Here is a 4,785-nt window from a genome sequence, read left to right on the forward strand (position 1 = left end):
CTGTCATCACCGCTTCCCCTCCGCCCGCCTGCGGGGGGAGGGGCCAGGGGAGGTGGGTACCGGATCGGGCACCGCGGCGAGCGATGCCCTCCTCACCCGACCCTCTCCTCCCCGTGGAAGGAGAGGGCTCGAAGCCGCGCGCCGCACTGTCATCACCGCTTCCCCTCCGCCCGCCTGCGGGGGGAGGGGCCAGGGGAGGTGGGTGCCGGATCGGGCACCGCGGCGAGCGATGCCCTCCTCACCCAAGCCTCTCCTCCCGGCGGGAGGAGAGGGCTCGAAGCCGCGCCGCACTTTCATCACCGCTTCCCCTCCGCCCGCCTGCGGGGGGAGGGGCCGGGGGAGGTGGGCGCCGGATCGGGCACCGCGGCGAGCGATGCCCTCCTCACCCGACCCTCTCCTCCCCGTGGGAGGAGAGGGCTCGAAGCCGTGCGCCGCACTGTCATCACCGCTTCCCCTCCGCCCGCCTGCGGGGGGAGGGGCCAGGGGAGGTGGGCGCCGGATCGGGCACCGCGGTGAGCGTGCCCTCCTCACCAAGCCTCGCCTCCCGGCGGAAGAAGGGCGCTCGAAGCCGCGCCTACGGCTTTCGCTTCCACAAGGTCGTATTCGCAATCCCCGCGGCCTCGGCATCGAACACCGGCTCGGCGCGGCCGGCCTTCTTCTGCGCCTCGTAGTCCTTCAGCGCGATGAGTGCCGGCTTCTGCAGGATGAGGATGGCGATGACGTTGAGCCAGGCCATCAGGCCGACGCCGATGTCGCCGAGCGCCCAGGCCTGCTGTGCGTTGCGGAAAGCGCCGAAGATCACCATGGCGACGATGCCGATGCGCAGCAGCAGCACCGGCAGCGGCCGATGGCGGTCGCCGTTGACGTAGGAGAGATTGGTTTCGGCCATGTAGTAGTAGGCCATGATGGTGGTGAAGGCGAAGAAGAACAGCGCCAGCGCGACGAAGCCCGAACCCCAGCCGGGCAGTACCGATTCCACCGCCGCCTGCGCGAAGCCCGGGCCTTCCTCGATGCCCGGCACGCCTTCGTACAGCGCCGCGCCGCCGCCCGGCGCGTGCACGTTGTACTTGCCGGTGGCGAGGATCAGGAAGGCGGTCGAGGTGCAGACCAGCATGGTGTCGAAGTAGATGGCGAAGGCCTGCACGTAGCCCTGCTTGGCGGGGTGCGAGACTTCCGCCGCCGCCGCCGCGTGCGGGCCGGTGCCCTGGCCGGCTTCGTTGGCGTACACGCCGCGCTTGACGCCCCATTCGACGGCGAGGCCGAACATCGCGCCGAAGGCCGCATGGGCGCCGAAGGCGCTGCGGAAGATGATCGAGAACATCTCCGGTACGCGGCCGGCGTTGAGCAGCATCACGGTGATCGCCATCAGGATGAAACCGCCGGCCATGAACGGCACGATGATTTCGGCGAAGGTGGCGATGCGCTTCACGCCGCCGAAGATGATCACCGCCAGCAGGATCGACACGACGATGCCGACGCCGAGCTTGAAGGTGTCGCGCGCCGGCAGGCCGAGCCACTGGCCGTCCATGGCGCCGCACAGCGGGCCGCCGGCGCAGACATTGGCGGCGCTGTCGGCGATCGCGTTGGCCTGCACGCCGGGCATCAGGAAGCCGGTGGCGACGATGGTGGCGATCGCGAAGGTCATCGCGTACCACTTCAGGCCCATGGCCTTCTCGATGTAGTAGGCGGGGCCGCCGCGGTAGCGGCCGTCGGCGTCCTTGACCTTGTAGATCTGCGCCAGCGTCGATTCGATGTAAGAGGTCGAGGCGCCGAGAAAGCCCATGACCCACATCCAGAAGATCGAGCCGGGGCCGCCGACCGCGATCGCGGTGGCGACGCCGGCGATGTTGCCGATGCCGATGCGCCCCGACAGCGACATCGCCAGTGCCTGGAAGGACGACACGCCGGCCTCTGAGCTCTGGCCCTTGACCGTCAGGCGCAGCATCTCAGGCAGGCCGCGCAGCTGCATGAAGCGCGTGCGGATCGAGAAATAGAGTCCGGCGCCGAGACAGAGCGCAATGAGCGCGCGGCTCCAGATGAGGTTGTCGATTGCGCCAATGAGGGCATCCACGATCGAAGTCTCCGGTGACGCGGCGCGTCGGCGCCGCCGAGGGTCATGGCGTTCGGCAAGCAAGAATCGGGACGGTCCGGCGCCGGGCGACGGCGCGGCGGATGAGAACGGCGGCTCAGGCGTAGCAGGGCGCGATCTCGCGCACCTCGACCGTCGCCCAGGCCGCGGCCGGGCAACTCTCGGCGATCGCCAGCGCTTCGGCGCGGCTCGCGCAGCTCAGCAGGAAGAAGCCGCCGACCATTTCCTTGGCCTCGGCGAACGGGCCGTCGCGCACCACGGCCTTGCCGGCGCGCACCTGCACGCGCTGGCCGTCGCGGTCCGAGCGCAGCGATTCGCTGGCCTGCAGCACGCCGCGCGCCTTCAGGCTCTCGCCCCAGCGCACCATCTGCGCGTAGGCATCCTCGCCTTCCTGCGGGCTGCGTGCTTCGCGCTGGCCGCGCGGCTCGACGATGAGCAGCAGGTACGACATGGCATCTCCTCGTGTGATCAGGGCGCGGCCGGCGGCGCGACGCCGAGCAGCTGTCGCGCGGCGGTGGCGACGCGCTGCGGCGTCAGGCCGCGCATGCAGTCGTAGCGGCCTTCGCAGGTCGGCCTGCGACGGCAGGGGGCGCAAGGCAGGGCATCGTACATCACCAGCAGCGGCGACTCGGCGCCCTTCGTGTACGGACAGGTCGAGCCGAACAGGGCGATGGTCGGCGTGCGCACGGCGATGCCGATGTGCGTGAGCCCGGTGTCGACGCCGATCACCAGCCGTGCCTGCGCGAGCCAGGCCGGCAGCTCGGCGAAGCGCGTCTGGCCGGTCAGATCGATCAGCGGCACCGGCGTCGCCGCGGCGATGCGCGCGGCGGCTTCGGCGTCGCCCGGTCCGCCGAACAGCACGCAAGGGCCGACCCCGGCGTCGTGCAGACGCTGCACCAGCTGCGGCCAGTGGTCCTCGATCCAGTGCTTCTGCGGCCGCGTGGTGAACGGACACAGGGCGACGAAGCCGTCGGCGATGCCGAGTTCGGCGCGCCGGGCGGCGACCGCCGCGCGCCTGGCGTCGCCGACGACGAGATGCGGCGGGCCGGCGCGCAGGCCGCTGACGCGTGCCGCGAAATAGCGGTACTCGGAGGCGATGTCGGCGATGTCGCCGCCCTTGTCGAGCAGATGCCGCATCAGGAAGGCGCCGGGTTCCTTCGAGCGGAAGCCGACGCGCGTGCCGCCGGCCAGCCAGGCGACGAGCCGCGACTTGAACAGGCCCTGCACCTCGAAGGTCCAGTCGAAGCGCCGCGCGCGCAGTTCGCGGCGCAGGCGCCACAAGGCGGCCGGCGACTGCAACACCTCGGCCGGCGCGCGGATCAGCTCATCGACGCGCGGATCGCCGTCGAGGATGCCGGCGAAGCCGCCCTGCGCGAGCCAGGCGATGTGCGCGCGCGGCCAGCGCCGGCGCAACGCGTCGAGCATCGAGCTGGCGAAGACGATGTCGCCGAGCGCCGACAGCCGCACGATCAGGATGCGCGGTGCATCGGCGTCGGCGGCGGGCAGGACGAGGGCGGGATCGGACACGACGGTCGAAGCGGGCGATGAGGTGCGCATGCTGCGGCGCGGCGACGGCGCGCGCAAGGGTCGAATCCGAGGTGCCGGCGGCAGCCCTTATAATGCGCGCCTTCGATTTTCAGCGACCCTTCCGAGGCAGGCTCACGATGACTTCCTTTGCCGACCGCGACGGCTATATCTGGTACGACGGCGAACTCAAGCCCTGGCGCGACTGCCAGACCCATGTGCTGACCTACACGCTGCATTACGGCGTCGGCTGCTTCGAGGGCGTGCGCGCGTACAAGACGCCGAAGGGCACGGCGATCTTCCGTCTCGACGAGCACACGCGGCGCCTGATGAACTCGGCGAAGATCCTCGGCATGAAGATGCCGTGGAGCCTCGAGCAGCTCAACGAGGCGCAGAAGGAAGTGCTGCGCGCCAACAAGCTCGAGTCGGCCTACATCCGGCCGATGGTGTTCTACGGCAGCGAAGGCATGGGCCTGCGCGCGACCGGCCTCAACACGCACGTCATCGTCGCCGCCTGGACCTGGGGCGCGTATCTCGGCGCGGACAACATGGAGCGTGGCATCCGCATCAAGACCAGCTCCTTCCAGCGTCAGCATGTCAATGCCTCGCTGTGCCGCGCCAAGGCCAATGCCAACTACCTGGTGTCGTCGATAGCGCTCAACGAAGTGCTGCGCGACGGCTACGACGAGGCGCTGATGCTCGACACCGAAGGCTTCGTCGCCGAAGGCAGCGCCGAGAACATCTTCGTCATCAGCAACGGCGTCATCAGCACCCCGGACGTCACCAGCGCGCTCGACGGCATCACGCGGCGCACGGTGATCCAGCTCGCGCAGGATCTCGGCTACAAGGTCGTCGAGCGCCGCATCACGCGCGACGAGGTCTACATCAGCGACGAGGCCTTCTTCACCGGCACCGCCGCCGAAGTGACGCCGATCCGCGAAATCGACAATCGCCCGATCGGCGAAGGCCGCCGCGGTCCGATCACCGCCAGGCTGCAGGCCGCGTATCTGGCGCTGGTCAACGGCACCAGCGGCAGCTACCCGGAATGGCTGGCGCACATCTGAAGCTTCGCAGCGCTTCCCCACCGCGCCGCGGGAGGAGAGGCTCGAAGCCGTGCGCCGTACTTTCATCGCCGTTCCCCTCCGCCCGCCTGCGGGGGGAGGGGCCAGGGG

General features: G+C 70.1%; 4 protein-coding genes. 1 reads left to right on the plus strand and 3 read right to left on the minus strand.

What is annotated here, in order from left to right; genetic code table 11:
• Nucleotides 1-574 precede the first annotated feature (574 nt).
• From K344_RS0112005 to K344_RS0112015, 3 genes are all read right to left on the minus strand, one after another.
• On the minus strand, nt 575-2,071 hold the full coding sequence (locus K344_RS0112005) for an alanine/glycine:cation symporter family protein (protein ID WP_028080873.1): 1,497 nt from the start codon (nt 2,069-2,071) through the stop codon (nt 575-577).
• Nucleotides 2,072-2,186: 115 nt separating this feature from the next.
• Nucleotides 2,187-2,540: a YciI family protein gene (locus K344_RS0112010; protein WP_028080874.1), complete on the minus strand. Its 354-nt coding sequence runs from the start codon at nt 2,538-2,540 to the stop codon at nt 2,187-2,189.
• Nucleotides 2,541-2,557: 17 nt separating this feature from the next.
• On the minus strand, nt 2,558-3,646 hold the full coding sequence (locus tag K344_RS0112015) for a glycosyltransferase family 9 protein (RefSeq protein WP_169729295.1): 1,089 nt from the start codon (nt 3,644-3,646) through the stop codon (nt 2,558-2,560).
• Between the two features lie 107 nt (nt 3,647-3,753).
• On the opposite strand from K344_RS0112015, the gene K344_RS0112020 reads away from it, so the two are divergent.
• A complete protein-coding gene (locus K344_RS0112020; protein ID WP_028080876.1) occupies nt 3,754-4,677 on the plus strand; it encodes a branched-chain amino acid transaminase in 924 nt (307 codons plus the stop codon).
• The last annotated feature ends 108 nt before the right edge of the window (nt 4,678-4,785 follow it).

It is taken from the genome of Solimonas soli DSM 21787, assembly GCF_000474945.1.
Classification (GTDB): Bacteria; Pseudomonadota; Gammaproteobacteria; order Nevskiales; family Nevskiaceae; genus Solimonas; species Solimonas soli.